At 59.0% G+C, this 17,207-nt stretch carries 15 protein-coding genes; 13 read left to right on the plus strand and 2 right to left on the minus strand.

The window, feature by feature from the left end; genetic code table 11:
- Positions 1 to 30 precede the first annotated feature (30 nt).
- Positions 31 to 1,122, plus strand: coding sequence for a rhodanese-like domain-containing protein (locus tag ACQZ60_RS19855; RefSeq protein ID WP_020812381.1), 1,092 nt, complete (start codon positions 31 to 33; stop codon positions 1,120 to 1,122).
- A 59-nt stretch (positions 1,123 to 1,181) separates the two neighbouring features.
- Here the strand turns inward: ACQZ60_RS19855 and ACQZ60_RS19860 are convergent, their stop codons facing one another.
- Positions 1,182 to 2,432: an MFS transporter gene (locus tag ACQZ60_RS19860; RefSeq protein ID WP_020812380.1), complete on the minus strand. Its 1,251-nt coding sequence runs from the start codon at positions 2,430 to 2,432 to the stop codon at positions 1,182 to 1,184.
- A gap of 91 nt (positions 2,433 to 2,523) precedes the next feature.
- On the opposite strand from ACQZ60_RS19860, the gene ACQZ60_RS19865 reads away from it, so the two are divergent.
- From ACQZ60_RS19865 to ACQZ60_RS19900, 8 genes are all read left to right on the plus strand, one after another.
- Complete coding sequence (locus tag ACQZ60_RS19865; RefSeq protein ID WP_031234334.1) at positions 2,524 to 3,381, plus strand: LysR family transcriptional regulator; 858 nt, start codon at positions 2,524 to 2,526, stop codon at positions 3,379 to 3,381.
- 92 nt (positions 3,382 to 3,473) lie between these two features.
- Positions 3,474 to 4,181 carry a GntR family transcriptional regulator gene (locus ACQZ60_RS19870; RefSeq protein ID WP_020812378.1) on the plus strand — a complete coding sequence of 236 codons (708 nt, stop codon included), beginning with the start codon at positions 3,474 to 3,476 and terminating at the stop codon, positions 4,179 to 4,181.
- A 310-nt stretch (positions 4,182 to 4,491) separates the two neighbouring features.
- Positions 4,492 to 5,814, plus strand: a complete 1,323-nt coding sequence (locus ACQZ60_RS19875; protein WP_020812376.1) for an extracellular solute-binding protein — start codon at positions 4,492 to 4,494, stop codon at positions 5,812 to 5,814.
- A gap of 195 nt (positions 5,815 to 6,009) precedes the next feature.
- Complete coding sequence (locus ACQZ60_RS19880; protein WP_020812375.1) at positions 6,010 to 6,903, plus strand: carbohydrate ABC transporter permease; 894 nt, start codon at positions 6,010 to 6,012, stop codon at positions 6,901 to 6,903.
- 17 nt (positions 6,904 to 6,920) lie between these two features.
- Complete coding sequence (locus ACQZ60_RS19885) at positions 6,921 to 7,754, plus strand: carbohydrate ABC transporter permease (RefSeq protein ID WP_020812374.1); 834 nt, start codon at positions 6,921 to 6,923, stop codon at positions 7,752 to 7,754.
- A 4-nt stretch (positions 7,755 to 7,758) separates the two neighbouring features.
- A complete protein-coding gene (locus tag ACQZ60_RS19890; protein WP_020812373.1) occupies positions 7,759 to 8,826 on the plus strand; it encodes an ABC transporter ATP-binding protein in 1,068 nt (355 codons plus the stop codon).
- Between the two features lie 25 nt (positions 8,827 to 8,851).
- Positions 8,852 to 9,805, plus strand: a complete 954-nt coding sequence (locus ACQZ60_RS19895) for a phosphoglycerate dehydrogenase (protein WP_448735957.1) — start codon at positions 8,852 to 8,854, stop codon at positions 9,803 to 9,805.
- 64 nt (positions 9,806 to 9,869) lie between these two features.
- Positions 9,870 to 10,793 carry a dihydrodipicolinate synthase family protein gene (locus ACQZ60_RS19900; RefSeq protein WP_448735958.1) on the plus strand — a complete coding sequence of 308 codons (924 nt, stop codon included), beginning with the start codon at positions 9,870 to 9,872 and terminating at the stop codon, positions 10,791 to 10,793.
- A gap of 61 nt (positions 10,794 to 10,854) precedes the next feature.
- Here the strand turns inward: ACQZ60_RS19900 and ACQZ60_RS19905 are convergent, their stop codons facing one another.
- Positions 10,855 to 11,988 (minus strand): ROK family transcriptional regulator, encoded by a 1,134-nt coding sequence (locus tag ACQZ60_RS19905; protein ID WP_120356996.1) that lies wholly within the window; start codon positions 11,986 to 11,988, stop codon positions 10,855 to 10,857.
- Positions 11,989 to 12,281: 293 nt separating this feature from the next.
- Between ACQZ60_RS19905 and ACQZ60_RS19910 the strand changes: the two genes are divergently transcribed.
- The 4 genes from ACQZ60_RS19910 (at position 12,282) to ACQZ60_RS19925 (ending at position 17,201) form a co-directional block, all read left to right on the plus strand.
- Positions 12,282 to 13,274 (plus strand): ABC transporter substrate-binding protein, encoded by a 993-nt coding sequence (locus ACQZ60_RS19910; RefSeq protein ID WP_003521817.1) that lies wholly within the window; start codon positions 12,282 to 12,284, stop codon positions 13,272 to 13,274.
- A 102-nt stretch (positions 13,275 to 13,376) separates the two neighbouring features.
- Positions 13,377 to 14,474 (plus strand): ABC transporter ATP-binding protein, encoded by a 1,098-nt coding sequence (locus ACQZ60_RS19915; RefSeq protein ID WP_448735959.1) that lies wholly within the window; start codon positions 13,377 to 13,379, stop codon positions 14,472 to 14,474.
- Positions 14,471 to 16,156, plus strand: coding sequence for an ABC transporter permease (locus ACQZ60_RS19920; protein ID WP_448735960.1), 1,686 nt, complete (start codon positions 14,471 to 14,473; stop codon positions 16,154 to 16,156). The genes ACQZ60_RS19915 and ACQZ60_RS19920 overlap by 4 nt, the downstream gene beginning before the upstream one ends.
- An 82-nt stretch (positions 16,157 to 16,238) precedes the next feature.
- Complete coding sequence (locus tag ACQZ60_RS19925) at positions 16,239 to 17,201, plus strand: hypothetical protein (protein ID WP_448735961.1); 963 nt, start codon at positions 16,239 to 16,241, stop codon at positions 17,199 to 17,201.
- The last annotated feature ends 6 nt before the right edge of the window (positions 17,202 to 17,207 follow it).

Here is a 17,207-nt window from a genome sequence, read left to right on the forward strand (position 1 = left end):
AAAAACCAGAATTTGTCAGGAGGATATGCAATGTCCGTACACGCCGTAACCAAAGACCGTCTCATCGAGTGGCTGACAGATGGCAGGGAACTTGCCGTTCTCGACATTCGCCCCGCAGAAGAGGTGGGGTATGCTTCTCCATTGTTTGCGACCAACCTTCCGGCTGAAAGGCTGGATGCGGAGATCGACCGCTTCATTCCGCGTCCCGTCGTGCGGACCGTTCTGGTGGACGATGGCAAGGGAAGCGCGGAGCAGGCGGCGGAACGGCTGGCCGCCAGAGGCTGGAGCGATATTCATTTTCTGCGGGGTGGAATTCCGGCATGGATCGACGGCGGCGTCGACGCCCTGCCGACATTCGATATTCCCGGCGTTCCTTTTGTCCAGAAGGTCCGGGGTGAAAAGAACACGCCCGTGGTTTTCGCCCGTGAACTGAAGGCGTGGCAGGAAGCCGGCGAAGATGTTGTCGTCATCGACACCCGCACCATAGCGGAATATGAAAAGGCGCATGTGCCGGGCGCCATCGGCGTACCCGGGGCCGAGCTTCTGCTGCGGTTTTCCGACCTCGTGCCATCACCCAAAACACGGGTTGTCGTCTCCTGCGCGGGCCTTCCCCGTGCTATCCTCGGCGCGCAGACCTTGATCGACGCCGGTGTTGAAAACGATGTCAGCTATTTGCACGATGGCACGCGCGGCTGGACGGATGACGGGTTCGAGCTGGAAACGGGGCGCTCGCAGACATATCCGTCCACCAGCGACGACGCGAAAAATATTGCGAAGGCGCGTCTGGAGGCATTTTCCCGCGATGACGGGCTGCAGTTCATCGATCGCGCCACGGCCGAGACATGGCTGCGGGACACGGCGCGAACGACCTATTTTCTCGACGTGAGAACACCGGAAGAATTCGCGGCCTCCCACCTTAAAGGTTCAATTTCTTCGGAAGGCGGCCAGCTTCTCGGTGTCGCCTATCGCACCATTGCCGTGCGCGGCGCACGGGTCATTCTGGTGGATGACCTGCTGGGCGCCCGCGCGAGGGTCGTTGCCCATTGGCTGAAACGCCGGGGCTTTGAAATCGCTCTTCACCTGCACGACTTCGAGCAGGGTGCCGAGGCGGCAGCCGCATAGGTTTTCCTGAAGGCTACCGTCACTTTCATGTCTTCGATTACCGCCGCGCCTATCCCGTTTCATGAAGAGCCGATCTGAGCTTTCGGCAGGCGCGGCGATGAGATTGCGAGGGGCAGTGCTGTTGCGGCCACCGGCACGATCAGTGCGGACCATGCTGCCCCGTAGCCAAGATGATCGACCAGAAGGCCGAATATATAGGGGCCGATTGCCATGACACCCAGGCAGATCGTGGAAGCGAAGGCAATCGTAGACGCTATCGAACCTTTCGGTGCGCTTTCGGCGATCTGAAGAAGATAAAGCGGAAACCACCCGATCCCGAATATTCCCAGCACGACAAGCACGACGAGGATAATCGGCGTCGGGGCGCCGATGGGCAGAGCCGCGAGGATTGCGGCCGCGCCTGCGGCTATGACAGATACCAGGCCGAAGGATTGCGTGCGAAGGCCGGGCCGGAAGCGGTCGCTGAGCCATGGCAGTAAAATCCGGCCAGGAATGCCCGCAAGCTGCGTTGCGGCAAACATCGACGATGCGGCAAAGAGGCCAAGTCGCAATCCATCCGCCATGAAGCCGATGACGTGTGCGGTGAGGGTGAATTGAAACGCGGACATGGCGATACCAAGCCGTAATACGGGCCAGAAGCTCGGATTCTGCCCAACCTCGCGGGCGAGTTTTGCCAGGGGAAGCGGGCGCTCGGTTTTTGCGGCCACATCGCCTCCCTCGCGATAGAGACCCCAGAAGAGTGCGGCGCCCATGACGGAAACACCGGCGCAGAGCCATGCTGCCGCATGCCATCCGTAACGAACCGCCATGAACGGGAGGAGGGCGGCCGCGATCATCGTTCCGAAAGGAACCGCAGCCTGCCGAAACCCTGTCGCTATGCCGCGTTTGGCAGGCGGGAACCAGCGCATGATCGCCCGCGTGCCGCCCGGTTGGACAGCGGCATAGGTGCCGCCCAGAAACGCGATGCACAAAAGCAGCGCGGGCAGGCTGTTTGCGAATGCTGCCGCGCAGGCCATCGCAAGCGCCATGCCGAGCATGGCAATGCCGACAATGCGGCGCTCGCCGTGAATATCGATGGCGCGGCCGAGCGTGAACATCGTCACGATCTGCACACCGTTCATGACCGTCACGGCCAGTGATGCGGATGCGAGGGAGATACCGAATGCTTCCCGCCAGAAGGGCACGAGGATGTAAATCCCCTGCGATACGAACGAGCCGGCGGTTTGCGTTGCGACGGCGACGGCAAGGACTGCCCAGATCCGGCGGTCGGCGGCGGGCGTGGGCGAGGTCGAGGAAATCTGTGAAGACACGAAAAGCTCCTATCGAGAGTTTTCGTGCAATAGCGCTCGCGAGAAACCGATAGAATTAGGGGCTTGCGCATTTCAGCGATAACAGCTTGTTATGCAAAACATGCGCTCATTGGATCCCGAGGCCGTCGAGGCTTTTCTTCTCGTTGCCGAATTGCAGTCGTTCACACGGGTTGCAGGCGTGATGAACACGTCACAGGCCGCGATATCGCTGCGCCTGCGCCGGCTTGAGGACATGCTGGGGCATCGTCTCGTTGAACGGACGCCGCGCCGCGTGCGTTTGACGGCCGCCGGTGAACGCTTTCTGGAGCCCGCGCGGGCTTATGTCGCGGCTGGCCGTCGGGCGTTCGATGTCTTTGGGCAGGAGCCGACCCGTCTCGCGATCGGTTTCACGCATCATTTGATCGGGGCCGACCTGCCTCGGATACTCCGGGTGATCAGCGAGCGCGAGACGAGCGTTACGCTTCATCTGCGCACCGCCGGCACCAGGACCCTGCTTGAACTCTACGATGCCGGCGCGCTCGATGCGATCGTCGTGTTGCGGCATGACGATATCCGCCGCGATGGCGAGTTGCTGTTTCAGGAAAGCTTCGGCTGGTATTGCAGCGCGGATTTCGATCTGCCTTCGAACCTGCCGGTGCCGCTGGTGCTTCAACCGGAGCCCTGCAATTTGCGAGCCATGGCCCTTCGGGCGCTGGAGGCGGCAGACATCGCCTGGCGCGAGGTGTTCGTCGGAACCGGGGCAACGGCGGTGGGAGCGGCTGCGGAAGCCGGGATCGGCGTCGCACTGCTGGCGCGAAGTGTAGCGCCTGCCGGTCTGCGGGAGGTGAGGGACGGCCTGCTCCCAGAGCTTTCGAAACTGGACGTGGTGATGATTTCCGCGGTTACCGGCGATCACGCGAACGCCGTGCTGCGACGGATCACCCGGGCATTTCAGTCCCCTCGAGCCTGAATGGCCTATTTTCGAATTTCATCTTCGGCCGTGATTGAATCTCATTGGCAACCTTACTAACATGTTAGATACATGCATTGGAGGTTCGCTCATTGGTAGAGAAAAAGAAAAAGGATGGCCGTAGCCTGAGAAATGCGGAGGGGCACGTCAATCAGAGAGACCGCGCCTATTCCAGTTTCACGGAGCACCTTCTTTCCCGCCAGCTTCGCCCCGGACAATTCGTTTCGCAACGGCAATTGGTCGAGCTTACCCAGTTGCCGCTTGCGGCGATCCGTGAGCTGATCCCGCGCCTTGAGGCCGAAGGGCTGCTGGTGACGGTTCCGCAGCGTGGCATGCAGATCGCCCAGGTCGATCTCAATCTGGTGCAGGATGCATTTCAGGTCAGGCTGTTTCTGGAAAAGGAGGCGGTCCAGATATTTGCGAGGCTGGTTAGCGATGAGACGCTGGAGGCCATCCGGCAGGAACATCTGGATATCATCGATGCCTGCAATGCCGAACCGGACGCCAATCACGTCTCCAGAGCCCTTGTGGACAGGGCGCAGGAACTGGATTCCCGATTTCATCACGGCATGATCGATTCCCTGCAGAATTCGATCCTCACCAATATCTACCGTGTGAACGCTATAAAAATCCGGCTGATCCGCCAGGCGCATACGCAGCTCAATCCTCCGCTCGTCCTGCCCACGATGTACGATCACCTGAACCTTCTCGATGCGATTGCCTCACGCGATCCGGCCGCTGCCGCCGCCGCGATGGAGCAGCATATTCACAATGCCAAAAACCGTGCGATCGCGCGGTAGCCGCCCTTCTGGCGGGCCTTTCGGGCTGTTTCCCTATGCTTGGGGCAGCCACGCCAGAGCGTGACGTCCAATGAAACCGCTGGCGAATGCATAAAGGCGCCGCAGGTGGAATGTCACTATCAATCAAGGTAACATGTTAGCTATTGCGGCAGTGAAATTTTCCTGCTAGCTTCCGTCTGTCTTGAGGGAGGAGATGCGGTCGCGCAGCAAATCCGCGCCGACCGGGAGGGAGAGGTATGCGCCCGCATTCTCATCCGGGGGCGATACGTCATTGAGGAAAATAACCGAGATTTGGGAGGATATGATTGACATGAAATTTTTCAGAAACAGTCTGGCGGCGGCGTCAAAAGTGGCAGCCCTTGCATCATGTGTCGTTTTTACCGGTTCGATTGCGGGAGCCGCCGATTTCAACTGGCGCTCACAGGAAGGCCAGACAATAAATGTTCTGTTCACGAACCATCCCTGGCCGAATGCCATCAAGGATATGACCAGTGAATTCACGGAAAAGACCGGCATCAAGGTCCGCGTCGAGATTCTCAACGAAGACCCGATCCGCGCACGTCTGTCGACACTCATGCAGGCCAGGTCATCGGATGTCGATGCCTTCATTTCACTGAAAATCCGTGAGGGCGCGGTCTATAACAAGGCTGGCTGGTATGCCGATCTCAACCCGTTGCTGAAGGATGCGAGCCTGACGTCGCCGGATTTCAATTTCGAGGATTTCGGCGAGGGGCTGCGCAAGAACGAGATTTTTGATGGCAAGCTGACCGGCGTGCCGATCAATGTCGAAGGTCCGCTGTTCTACTGGCGCAAGGATATTTTCGCCAAGTGCAACGTTCCTGAACCGCAATATCTCGAAGACATTCCCGCCGCCGCAAAAACAATTTCGGAATGCGACAAGTCGGTCAACGCATGGACGGCGCGCGGCGTGCGCAATGCGATACCCTATCCGATGGCGTCTTTCGTCTTCAATCTTGGCGGCGACTTCAAGTCCGCGGACAAGACCAAGCCGGGCCTGTGCCAGGAAAAGACTATAGCCGGCCTGCAGATGTATGGCGATCTTCTGAAAACCTATGGCGCTGTCGGTGCTTCCAACCATTCCTTCCCGCAGGTCGTCGAGCTTCTCGGTCAGGGCAAGGTCGCCATGACGCATGAGTCCTCCAACGAATTCTCCAATATCGTCAAATTCCCCGGCCGCGCTGAAGATCTTGCCATCAAGGTGCTGCCGCCCGGCAAGGAAACCGGCATTTCCAAGCCCGTCGCCTTCGGCTGGGGTCTGTCGATGTCGAATTTCTCCAAACGCAAGGAGGCCACCTGGCTGTTCATGCAATGGGCAACGTCGCCGGAGATCGAGGCCCGTCTCATTCAGGCCGGTGTCGCACCGCCGCGCAGCTCGGTCTTTGACGGTGCGGATATGAAAAAATTCACCGACGAATTGCCGATCCGCAAGAGCTGGGCCGACGCCATCAGGCAGATCAGCAAAACCGGCACCGGCGACTACGCATCGCCGACCGACAAGGTGCCGCAGACCCGCGAGATCATCGGCAAGGTGGTTCAGGATTATCTGCTCGGCAACAATACGATCAAGGATGGCGCCTGCGAGGCGGACAAGGCCCTGCTCGCCCTGCAATAATTCGCCGGCTCCAGGAATTCCTCCCGGGAAATCCGGTTCCGTGCTGCAAAGTCCGGAGCCGGATCCCCGGCGGGAAATATTGCTCTCCCCAATCGTTGCACAGGCCGCCGGTCAGTTTCACGGCGTGCGGTCTGGCGCGGCTTGGGGCAAGCAATTGCAGACACAAATATCATTTTCATGAGGGATCCCCGTGTGATGACCGCTCCGATGCCTTCCCGCATCTCCGGCCCTGGCCAGACCGTTCTTTCCTTTCGCTGGATGATGGCGCCCGCCGTGGCATTCGTCGGCTTGATGATCGTTTTCCCCATTCTTTATGCGATCTGGCTTTCGCTGCGCGAAAACTCGCTCGGCATGGACGACCGTTTCGTCGGTCTTGCGAATTATCTCGAGCTGCTTTCCGACGGGGAATTTCACAACGCTTTCATACTGACATGGGTGCTTTATGGACTCGCGCTCGCCATGCAGATGGTGATCGGCACCTGGCTTGGTTTCACTCTCAACCGGGTGCGTAGCGCGCGCAATCTCGTTCGCACGGTGGCTGTCATGCCCTTCATGATGCCGCCGGTGGTCGTGGGCATGATGGCGATCGTCATTCTCGATCCGGCCGTCGGCGTTGCGAACTGGCTGCTCGGGGAGGTGGGGATCGGTCCGAGCCTCTGGCTCGCCGATCCCAAGTGGGTCCTTCTGACGGTTGCCGCCGTCGACACATGGCAATGGTCGCCGCTGATCGGACTTCTGGTTCTGGGCGGCCTTCAATCCCTGCCGACGAAGGTGTTCGAGGCGGCGGAGATCGATGGCGTCATCGGCTGGAAGAGGCTCGTTCACATCACCCTGCCGTTGCTTGCACCGACGCTCCTGTCCGCCGCGATCCTGCGCTCGGTCGATCTACTGCGTTTCTTCGACGTGATCTACATCACCACGCGCGGCGGGCCGGGCAATGCGTCGACCACGCTCAATATCTACGCCTACCAGCAGGGCTTCGAGTTTTCCCGTTTCGGCTACGCCTCGGCCGGCATGATCACGCTCGCGGCCGTCGTCATGGTCACCGTCGTCGCCTTTTCCCGGCTGCGACAGGCCGTCACCTGGTAAATCGAGGAGGAATTTTCATGCACGAACACGAGGCATATCAGCCTTCCCTTGCCGAAAGACTGCGCGGCGGCCTCAGCACCGCCATTCTGGTCATCGCCGCGATCACCCCGATCCTCTGGATGATCCTGTCGTCCTTCAAGGATCGTTACGAGGTGACGAAGCTGCCGCCGAGCCTCTTTTTCACACCCACCTTGGACAATTACCGGCAGCTTTTCGAGCGCACGGAATTTCTGTCCAATACGCTGAATTCGCTCATCGTTTCGACGGGCGCGACATTGCTCGGCATACTGCTCGCATTTCCGGCGGCCTTTGCTGTCTCCTGGCACCGCACCACATGGCCCGCGACACTGGCGCTGTTTTCACGCATGGCGCCGGGCACGCTGTTCCTGCTGCCCTGGTTCATCATCTTTTCCGAACTCGGGCTTGTCGGTTCCTACACGGTGTTGATCCTGACCCATGCCGTCATCGCCATGCCGGTCGCCCTCTGGACGATGCTGCCCTATTTCGACGCCATGCCGCGTGAACTGGTGGAAGCCGCCCAGATGGACGGTTGCCGCCCGCTGTCTGTGCTCTGGCGCATCGTTCTTCCGGTGGTCATGCCCGGCGTGGTGGTGTCATCCATTCTCTGCTTCATCTTCACCTGGAACTATTTCCTGTTCGCTCTGGCGCTCTCCGGCTTCGACACCAAGACCGCCATCGTCGCGTCGTTCAATTTCATCGGCGAGGGCGTCACCAACTGGGGCGCGCTGATGGCCGCCGCAACCATGATCGCTCTTCCGCCGCTCATTCTTACCCTGCTCGTCCAGCGCCGCCTTGTCGCGGGCCTGTCCGCAGGGGCAGTCAAAGGATAATTCCATGGCCACTCTTTCCATTCAGAACGTCGTCAAGGCTTACGGCGCACACCGTGTCATCCATGGCCTCTCCTTTGATATTGTCGATGGCGAATTCATTGTCTTCGTCGGCCCTTCCGGCTGCGGAAAATCGACGCTGCTGCGCATGATTGCCGGCCTGGAGAATTTTCAGGAGGGTTCGATCTCCATTGACGGAACGGTCGTCAACAGGCTTCGTCCCTGGGAGCGGGATGTGGCGATGGTGTTTCAGGAATATGCGCTTTATCCGCATATGACCGTGGAAAAGAACATCGGCTTTGCCCTGCGGATGAACGGTGTGCCGGAGGCGCAGGTGAAGCAGCGCGTCGACGACGTGTCGCGCACCCTGCAGCTTACCCATCTGCTGAAGCGACGCCCGCGCGAGCTTTCCGGTGGCCAGCGCCAGCGTGTGGCGATGGGGCGCGCCATGGTGCGCGGACCGAAGGTTTTTCTCTTCGATGAGCCGCTCTCCAATCTCGACGCGCAGTTGCGTGTCGATCTGCGTGCGGAAATCAAGCAGCTTCACCAGCGGCTCGGCAGCACCATGATCTATGTCACCCACGATCAGGTGGAAGCCATGACCATGGCCGATCGTATCGTCGTGCTGAAAGACGGTCATATCCAGCAGATCGGTGCGCCGCAGGAGCTTTACCGCAACCCGAGAACCCGTTTCGTCGCCGGTTTTATCGGGGCGCCGGCCATGAATTTCCTGCCCGTGCAGCTTTCGAAGGGTGTTGCAACCCTGCCGGATGGTACGCGCATCCCCGTTTCGGTCGAACGCCGGGACTATGAAGGTGCAGCGGAACTCGGCGTGCGGCCAGAACATCTTTCGCTGGATTCGGCCCATCGGGCTTCGTTGTCCGCCACGATTTCCGGTCCCGTTCAACTGATCGAACCATTGGGGGCCGACACGCTCGCCTTGCTGGATATTGCCGGCAACCGGCTGAATTGCCGCCTGCCGGGCGATATGGCGCCTGCGCCGGGCGAAATCCTGACCGTCAGTTTCGATCCTGATCGCTGCGTTCTGTTCGATCAGGCCGGTGCACGTATTTAATTCCGATTTTCCGAGAGACACTGCAATGAGCAAGACCGTACTGGTAACGGCAACGAATTATTCCCGCTATTGCGCGGACGCCAAGGCGATGCTGGAGGCGGAAGGTATCGACGTCGTTGAAAACGGCTTCGGGCGGCCGATGACATTTGACGAATTATCGGCAAGACTTGGCGATGTCGATGCCGTTATCGCCGGTGTCGATACCTGGAACGACCGTGTTTTCGACCTTGCCCCGCGACTGAAGGCGATCGCGCGTTTTGGTGTCGGTGTCGATAATATCGATATCGATGCGGCCCACCGGCATGGCATCGCGGTGACGAATGCGCCGGGCGGCAATGCCAATGCGGTGGCCGAACTGACGCTTGGGCTGATCCTTTCGGCAATGCGCCGGATACCCTATCTGCACGATGCCTTGCGCGGTGGCGCATGGGACCGTTTCGTCGGGCAGGAACTGATCGGCCGCCGCGTCGGTCTCCTCGGTTTCGGTAACATCGCCCGCAAGATCGCGCGCAAACTCTCCGGTTTCGATGTGGAGGTGATCGCTTACGACAAGTTTCCCGACCAGGCTGCCGCAACGAAGCTTGGTGTGCGGATGTGCGAGATGGATGAGGTGCTTTCGTCTTCCGACATTCTCGTGATGATGATGCCGAGCCTGCCGGAGACGCGCCGTCTCATGGATGCCGGCCGTTTTGCCCGGATGAAACCCGGCTCGATCTTCATAAACACGGCGCGCGGCGCCCTTGTGGATGAGAAGGCGCTTTACGGCGCCATCGTCAGCGGCCATCTTCAGGCAGCGGCGATCGATGTCTATGAGATGGAGCCTGCCTTGCCCGATAATCCGCTCTTCACCCTGCCGCAGATCGTCACCACGCCGCATACGGCAGCGGAAACCTACGAAACCTACACCTCCATCGGCCGGATTACCGCCGAGGCCGTAATCGATGTGCTCGCGAACCGCCAGCCACGCAACCAGCTCTGATCCACTCCGGCAAGGCTTCCGCATCGGAATGCCGGAACCACATATGTTTGACAGGACGAAAACAATGACCAAGCGTATCGAAGGCATCATTCCCGTGATGATTACCCCCTTCAGGGGCGGCAAGATAGATTTCGAGGGCGTCGCCAATCTCGTGGAATGGTACATCGCCAATGGATCGGACGCGCTGTTTGCCGTTTGCCAGTCTTCTGAGATGATGTTCCTCACCCTTGAGGAGCGCGTGGAACTGGCTGCTTTTGTTAAGAAGGCCGCAGCCGGCCGCATCCCCGTCATTGCCTCGGGCCATATCAGCGAGGCGCTTGAAGATCAGCAGAAAGAGCTCAATGCCATCGCGCAGACGGGTGTTGACGGCATGGTGCTTGTCACCAACAGGCTGGATGCCCGGCAGCAGGGCGGTTCGAAGTTTCTCGACGATCTCGGCTGGCTTCTCGAGCGTCTGCCTTCCGACCTGCCGCTTGGTCTTTACGAATGCCCGGCGCCCTATCGCCGTCTCATGACCGATGCCGAAATTTCCTTCTGCGCCAATAGCGGTCGTTTCGTTATCCTCAAGGATGTCTCCTGTGATCTTGAAACGGTCAAGCGGCGTGTAGCGCTCACCGCGAATACGCCGCTCGCCATCGTCAACGCCAATGCGGCGATTGCATTCGACGCCATGAAAGCGGGATCGCGCGGTTTCACCGGGGTCTTCACCAATTTCCATCCCGATCTCTACAAATGGCTGCTGACGGAAGCCGGCCGGCAACCGGAACTGGCTGACGAGCTGTCGGTCTATCTGGCGCTTGCCGCCATGGCGGAGCCCATGGGCTATCCCAAACTGGCGAAGCTCTATCACCAGCGCCTCGGTACCATAAGCGAAATCGAAAGCCGTGCGGTGACGTTCGATATTCAGGAGCGTTTCTGGGCGATAGAGGCTCTTCTGGACAAGATCATGCAGGGCACGGAGGAATTCCGGCGGCGCATATCCAGGTAGCGGCTTCCTCTGTCATCGACAGGGAGGCCAATGGGGAAAGAGTTCTGCTGGCCATGGCATGTCATGCCCAGCCTTTCAGCGCCCGCCCGGAATAATAGCTGGGCGTGGTGGCGCGGTAGATCGGTATGCTGGCGGCGCCCAGATGAGGCAGGTCGCTCATGATCGATTTGCGTATTTCCGGCGGCTCGACGAAAAAATCCTCGCCGAGTATTTCCAGCGAACCGATACGCCGCACGATATGTTCGAGAATCCAGTCCGGCAGCGACCCACCGAAAATGATGGCTGCCGGATCCATCGTGCGGGCGACCGTCAATGAAAGCAGACGAAGCTGATCCGTTGCCCGCTCCAGCCACGACACCACGGCGGGATGGTCGGCATAACTTTCGTCAATGTCCTTCAGGCGTCGAATGCCGATGCCTTGAGCAGCCAGAGTGTCGCACAGGTCCTGTCCCGAGGGGCGGGGATGGGACTTCGGAAACAGCCCGCCGAACTCGCCGGCATTGCCATTGGTGCCGCGATAGAGATGGCGCTGCACCACCAGAGCGCCTCCGATGCCATATGTCAGCCAGATCATCGCGAAATTGCGAATATTGCGGCCTGCGCCGTAATAGAGCTCGGAAAGAATGACGGTATTGCCGTCATTTTCGTGAAAGACCGGGAAATCGAAATAGGGCTGGAAGTCCTTGTCGACGTCGATGTCGCGCCAGCTTTCGAACTGCTTGATACGGAAGACGTGGCCGCGATCCCGCTTGAAATGGCCGGGAAAGCTGATGCCGCAACCCAGCACGTCTTTCTTTCTTATCTTCGCTTTTTCAAGCACTTGCCGGGCGGCGGCCTCGGCCATCTCCATAATATGCTCGAAACTGTGCCCTTCCAGTTCCGATCTGATTTCCTGCCTTATCGTGCCATTGAGATCGGCCACGCAGACACGCAGATCGTCTGGATTGAAGTAGACCCCCAGCGTGAAAAGCCCGTTCGGGTTGATTTCGATGGCGGTGGAGGGTTTCCCCCGTTTGCCGTCATTGCGGGCCTCCTCCGCTTCGACGATGAGGCCGGATTCCAGGAGATTGGCCGTCAGGCGGGTAAGGGTCGGTGCGGAAACATCCATCTCCCGCGCCAGCTCGATACGCGACATGCCTCCCTTGCCGCGCAAAATCTCGAGCAGACGCCGCTCATTGTAGCCGAGATCGATCAAACAAGTCTCCCCGCGAGAAGTTACGCCGGATGATTAGCGCAAATCGTGCGATTGTACACCTCGTTTTGCCGGAAAACCTGCCGCCGAAAGCGGATGACTGAGAGTGAGAATCATAAAAAATTGTGTTTTTTCAATTGGATATTTTATTTTCGCACTCAAAATAAATTCCGGCTTGACTAATTAATTTACGTAAAGAAAATAAATAATAGGCAGCGGGTGGCGACAGGCAAAATCAAAAAGAAATCATGTCGCAGGGCCGGTCTGTCAGGGAACAAAAAAAACGGAGCCCCCTTATGCGTAAATCATGCACTATTTTCGCGCGCCTTTTTGCCGGCGCCACTTTCCTCGCCAGCGCGGCTTTCGCTCATGCCGAAGGTACCGTCGTGGTCTATTCCGCCGCCCCGCAGCAGCTTATGGACGAGTTGCTGCCCATGTTCGAAAAGAAAACCGGCACCAAGGTCGAGCTTGTCAAAGCCGGGTCCGGCGAGCTGATGAACCGCATCAAGGCGGAAAGCGGCAAGGCGGCGGGCGATGTGATCTGGAGCGTCGACGGGACGGTCATCGATTTCTCCGCCGACCTTTTCGAGCCATACAAGCCGGTTGAGGCTGCGTCGATCAACCCTGCCTTCTCACCGAGCGCGAACTGGGTGCCTTTCACGGCTGTCGTCACGGCCTTTATCGTCAATAAGGAGGCCCTGAAAGGCGCTCCCGTTCCGACGTCCTGGGCCGATCTCGCAAAGCCGGAATATAAGGGCCTGATTTCGTCGGCCCGCGCCGACCAGTCCGGCTCGGCCTATATTCAGATGGCGACGGTATTGCAGGATTTCGACAGCGAGGAAAAAGGCTGGGAAATTTATACCGGCATTCTCGGCAACTCGGTTCTTTCCACCTCTTCAGGCGCGGTGCCGCGTTTCGTCAACGATGGTGAACAGGCCGTTGGCATTACGCTTGAAGATGCCGCGCTGCGCTACAAGCTCGGCAGCGCGCCGGTCGAAATCGTTTATCCGAAAGAGGGTACGGCAATCGCGCCTGACGGCATGGCGCTCGTGAAGGGAGCGCCGAATGCCGGCAATGGCAAGGCCTTCATCGATTTCATCGTCTCCAAGGAAGCGCAGGAAATCGTGGTGAAGGCGGGTCGTCGCTCGGTTCGAACCGATGTCCCCGCCAATCCGGCACTCGTTCCGCTTTCCGATGTTCCAGACGCGAAATACGATTTCAAATGGGCTGCGGACAATCGCGCGCGCCTGATGGAAAAGTGGAACGAGACATTGCTCGACGTTCAGTAAGATAATTGCCGGGGACGGCGCGGAAGCGGCCGTCCCCCTTTATCCCATTCACAATTCGCTTTCGTTTTGTCCAGCGTGGTCACGGGCCGTGCAGGATCTGTCATGGAGCAGCACATGGCCGCCGTGGAAATCACCAGCATCAAGAAGAGTTACCGGGATGTCGTTGCCCTTTCCGACATCAATATCTCCATCCCCTCGGGATCGTTCTTTACGCTTCTCGGTCCGAGCGGATGCGGCAAGACGACCCTCCTGCGCACGATCGCCGGGTTTCACCAGCAGGATAGCGGCAGTATCAGCATCGAAAGACAGGCGATCGAACATGTGCCTGCGCATAAGCGCGATGTCGGCATGGTCTTTCAGGATTATGCGGTCTTCCCGCATATTTCCGTATTCGACAACATCGCCTTCGGTTTGAAGCAGCGCAAGGCATCTTCCACCGAGATTCGCGAACGGGTCGGCAAGATTCTCGACATCGTGCAGCTCGCTCCCTACGCCAAGCGCATGCCGCATGAATTATCCGGCGGTCAGCAGCAGCGTGTCGGCCTGGCGCGTGCGCTCGTCATCAATCCGAAAGTGCTGTTGATGGACGAGCCCCTATCCAACCTCGATGCGAAACTGCGCGTGGATCTGCGGCGCGAGCTGCGCGAAATCCAGCAGGCCATGAACATTACCACGGTTTATGTGACCCACGATCAGGAGGAGGCGCTTGCCATGTCCGATCTGGTCTGCGTGATGTATGGCGGCGTCATCCAGCAGGCCGCAGCGCCCTGGGAAGTCTATAACAACCCCGCCAACCGTTTCGTCGCCTCCTTCGTGGGGGCAAACAACTTCCTGACGCTGGATCGTTCGGGTGGGCAGATATCCATTTCCGGGCACAGTGTGGGGCTGCCGCAGGTCGACGCCATTGCGCCGCAACGAACGGTCGTTGCCGCCATCCGTCCCGAAGCGATTACCGTTGGCTCGCCCGCGACCGAAGATAAACGCCGCATCGAACTGCCTGTCACCATAAGGCAGGTCAGCTTCACCGGCCGCGAGATGAATGTTGCTGCGGTGCTGTCGTCGGGAGAGGAAATCGAGGCGATCACCAAGCCGTCGCCCGATATCATCGCCCTTCAGCCCGGCCAGAAAACGGTTTTCTCCTGGGCTGCGGGCGATACCAAGCTCTTCGGTGAGGGCGTTACTGGGGAGCGCCTGTCATGACGGATATGACCGCGACCGCTACCACGGGCGGCTTCCGCCTGAGACTGCCGGGCTTCTGGACCAGCGTGACGGCATTTGCCGTTGTCATATTGGCGATCTTCTTGATCCTGCCGATTTTCAGCGTGTTCTTCATCAGCTTCTTCGACGCCAAGACGGGTGATTTCGGTTTCGGCAACTATGTTCAGGTGCTGACGCGGCGTTTTTATACCGTGGCATTGTGGAACACACTTGTGATCGGCGTGCTCGGCATGTTGGGTGCCTGCCTGCTTGGTATTCCGCTTGCCTTCTGCACCTCGCGTTACCGCATCAAGGGCCGTACCTTCATTGCCACCTTCGCGGTGCTGGTTCTGTGCGCGCCGCCCTTCATCGGCGCCTATGCCTGGATCATGCTGTTCGGCGCCAACGGTGCGGTCACCAATCTCCTGTCTTTCGCCGGCATTTCACTGCCGACCATCTACGGGATACCGGGTATCGTGATGGTCTTCAGCCTGAAGTTCTTTCCCTATATCTTCCTGATGACGGAAAATGCGCTGAACACCATCAACAAATCCTATGAGGATGCGGCGGAAAACCTCGGCTGCACCGCGTTCGAACGCTTCCGCAAGATCACCTTGCCGCTGGTCTTTCCGGCAGTCAGCACCGGCGCGATCATCTGCTTCGTATTGTCCATCGCAGACTTCGGAACTCCGGCAATCCTCGGCAAGGGCATCAGGACGCTCTCGACCATCGCCTATGCGCAATACACCTCCGAAATGGCCGGCACGCCGACCATGGCAGTCACGATTTCCATGGTGATGATCGCTATTTCCATGGCAGCACTTCTGTTGCAGCGGCACATTCTCGCCAAGCGCCGTTATGCCAGCTCATTGACCAACCGGCCGGTAAAGCGCTCCATGCGCCCGCTGAAATCGTCTATCGTGCACGGTTTCTGCTATCTGGTCGTCTTTGTCGCCATGCTGCCGTCCCTTACGGTCATCTACACATCGTTTCTCGCGACGAACGGCCCCGTCTTCACAGGCGGTTTCGGGTTGGACAGCTATGCCCGCATTCTTCGCGATTCACCGCAGGCGATTGCCAACAGCTTCACCTTTGCGATTGCCGCCGTGGTGTTGATCGCCATCGTTTCCGGCCTGCTCTCTTTCATCGTAGTCAGGCGGGACAATGCAGTATCGGGCTCGCTCGATCTTCTGCTGATGGTGCCCTATCTGATACCCGGCGTCGTCATGGCGATCGGCTACGTCACGACGTTCCGTTATCCGCCTTTTGACATTACCGGCACGGCACTCATCATCATCCTGCTGGTGTTTATCCGCCGCCTGCCTTACGGCGTGCGCTCCACGACGTCGATCCTGCGGCAGATCAAGCCGTCCATCGAGGAGGCCGCGGTCAATCTCGGCGCTTCGCCGGCGAAGACGTTCATATCGGTGACGGTGCCGCTGATGTTGCCGGGTCTCATCATCGGTTCCTTGATGAGCTTCATCACCGCCATCAACGAATTGTCCTCGACGCTGATCCTCTACACGGCGCGGACAATTACGATGCCCGTGCTGATCTATATTCAGGTGATTGACGGCGAGTTCGGCACGGCCGCGGCTCTTTCCACCTTACTTCTCGTCAGCACCGGACTTTGCGTCTTCGTCGTCTTCCGGCTTTCGGAAGACAAGGAAGCCTCTTTCGTCTGAAACCATCCAAATATCATTCAAAACTGCAGCAGCGGCGACCCATGTGTCGCCGCCAGCCTCCCTCTGCAAGGACACCAGAAAGATGAATATCGCGAGCTTTTCGCAATCGAAATACAAGAACGCCGCAAAGCCGGGGGACGATGTGGCGCTTCTCATTCCCGGACGGGTTCTGGCCGTTTTCGACGGCGCGACCGACCCGACCGGAGCAAGTTACGGTGGGCTGAGTTCCGGCCGCATCGCGGCCCTTGCCGCCGCCAATGCCGTGGCTGAGATGAGCCTTGACGGCAGGCTGGAAACGCTCGCCGCGCCTGCGCTTTTTCAGAATATCAGCGATATCCTGAAAAAGGAGGCGCAGCGTATCAATGCCGGCCATCCGCCATCGACCACATTGGCGATCGTCGCGGATATGGGCGACAGCTTCCGCCTGCTGCTTGCCGGCGATTCCGGCGTCAGGATCAACGGCACCCGTCTGTTTCAGCACACAAAGCTGATCGATACGGTAAGCACTTCGGCGCGTATATTCGTGTTCAAACAGCTTCTCGCCGCCATCGGTGATGGCGATGCGGCCGAGGCGCGCACGCGCGCGACGATCTTCTCAGGCCTGCGTTCGGCTGTCGCAAACGGTATCATGACGGCGCGGGATGCGGAAAATGTCGTTATTGCCGCGGCCGGGATGAGCGGCCTTGAGAACGACATTGAAACGGTCGAGGAATTCCTGATGGGTGGAATCCGTGTTCAGCCGCAATTCGCAAACCGGCATGGGCATGTACTGGGTTACGCCTCGGTGAATGGCGGAACCGTCATGCAGGAGGGGACGGTTGACGTCCGTATCGCCAAAGACGGGCTCTCGAGCGTTGAAATATTCTCCGACGGCTATTTGTCCCTGCCGGTGGGGACAGATGTTGTGGCCTGGGAAGCGGAATTCGCGCGTGTCGAGGCGGCGGATTTTCACAAGCTGCGCGAATATCCGTCCGTCAAAGGTTCGACAACGGCGGAATTCAGCGATGACAGGACCGTCATTTGCCTCAACCTGGTTCAAGGGTAGTCCAGT

This window comes from Agrobacterium sp. 22-223-1 (assembly GCF_053522385.1).

Excerpts from the sequence above, each read along its gene's own strand:
- ACQZ60_RS19855 (WP_020812381.1), top strand. The coding sequence starts at position 31 with ATGTCCGTACACGCCGTAACCAAAGACCGTCTCATCGAGTGGCTGACA.
- ACQZ60_RS19865 (WP_031234334.1), top strand. The coding sequence starts at position 2,524 with ATGCAAAACATGCGCTCATTGGATCCCGAGGCCGTCGAGGCTTTTCTT.
- ACQZ60_RS19875 (WP_020812376.1), top strand. The coding sequence starts at position 4,492 with ATGAAATTTTTCAGAAACAGTCTGGCGGCGGCGTCAAAAGTGGCAGCC.
- ACQZ60_RS19880 (WP_020812375.1), top strand. The coding sequence starts at position 6,010 with ATGACCGCTCCGATGCCTTCCCGCATCTCCGGCCCTGGCCAGACCGTT.
- ACQZ60_RS19885 (WP_020812374.1), top strand. The coding sequence starts at position 6,921 with ATGCACGAACACGAGGCATATCAGCCTTCCCTTGCCGAAAGACTGCGC.
- ACQZ60_RS19890 (WP_020812373.1), top strand. The coding sequence starts at position 7,759 with ATGGCCACTCTTTCCATTCAGAACGTCGTCAAGGCTTACGGCGCACAC.
- ACQZ60_RS19895 (WP_448735957.1), top strand. The coding sequence starts at position 8,852 with ATGAGCAAGACCGTACTGGTAACGGCAACGAATTATTCCCGCTATTGC.
- ACQZ60_RS19900 (WP_448735958.1), top strand. The coding sequence starts at position 9,870 with ATGACCAAGCGTATCGAAGGCATCATTCCCGTGATGATTACCCCCTTC.
- ACQZ60_RS19910 (WP_003521817.1), top strand. The coding sequence starts at position 12,282 with ATGCGTAAATCATGCACTATTTTCGCGCGCCTTTTTGCCGGCGCCACT.
- ACQZ60_RS19915 (WP_448735959.1), top strand. The coding sequence starts at position 13,377 with ATGGAGCAGCACATGGCCGCCGTGGAAATCACCAGCATCAAGAAGAGT.
- ACQZ60_RS19920 (WP_448735960.1), top strand. The coding sequence starts at position 14,471 with ATGACGGATATGACCGCGACCGCTACCACGGGCGGCTTCCGCCTGAGA.
- ACQZ60_RS19925 (WP_448735961.1), top strand. The coding sequence starts at position 16,239 with ATGAATATCGCGAGCTTTTCGCAATCGAAATACAAGAACGCCGCAAAG.